Source organism: Neisseria sp. P0021.S006, assembly GCF_051956895.1.
Genome location: NZ_JBQCWZ010000791.1, coordinates 1 through 659 on the forward strand (window position 1 = coordinate 1; position 659 = coordinate 659).

Annotated in this window: 1 protein-coding gene and 1 pseudogene; both read right to left on the reverse strand. The window is 44.5% G+C overall.

The genetic code is table 11. From position 1 onward, the window contains the following. Nucleotides 1-107, reverse strand: a pseudogene (locus tag ACTHUM_RS17125) (methyltransferase); the annotation flags it as partial. Between the two features lie 11 nt (nucleotides 108-118). Then, nucleotides 119-304 carry a DUF3460 family protein gene (locus ACTHUM_RS17130; RefSeq protein WP_070461836.1) on the reverse strand — a complete coding sequence of 62 codons (186 nt, stop codon included), beginning with the start codon at nucleotides 302-304 and terminating at the stop codon, nucleotides 119-121. Nucleotides 305-659: the final 355 nt, after the last annotated feature.

Genomic DNA, 659 nt, shown 5'->3' on the forward strand with positions numbered 1-659 from the left:
GATTGGGTACGCTCGCGCAATGCGGTCAAAACGGGATGTTCAGATTGACCGATGCTGTTGAGGTACTGCTGTAACGCCGGATCGGTATTGTGGGTGTTGGTCGTCATACCGATATGGGTTAGTCTTGATAATAGGTGTAAGGTTTTTTGTTGACTTTGGCCGCTTCAAATTCAGCCTGTTCGGCCGGATTGAGGGTAACATCCCACAGCAAATGGCGGTTTTCGAGGCGTTGCGCTTCCATTTCGGGATTGTCTTCCATGAGTTTGTCGAGGAATTGGGTAGCTTCGGATTTGTAGTGGTACATGATGTCTTGCCTGAATCGTTGTCAGACCGTCATTATAGCCGATATTTTTTGTCAATACGCTAATTAATCGAACTTCCATAAGGTATAATGGCACGTCTTTTTTAGGCTGTCTGAAGCCTTTGCTCAATGTTTTGTTCTTTCTACGGCAGGATATTGTGCAAAGGCTTAAGCCGGACAAGTTTCAGACGGCCTTTTTTATTGTGAAAAGAGCTGCTTATGTTAAAAAAATGGCTGCATAAAGTGTTGCCTAAAAAACACGTCAAGTCGTTGCCCGAAAAGGAAATTATCTCACTTGAGCAACATGGTATCCATGCGGATATGTTGAGCTTTGCCGCTGAGAAAATTGCTAAACGCC

Bases quoted from the DNA above. Each gene is read 5' to 3' on its own strand.
- ACTHUM_RS17130 (WP_070461836.1), bottom strand. From the start codon at position 304: ATGTACCACTACAAATCCGAAGCTACCCAATTCCTCGACAAACTCATG.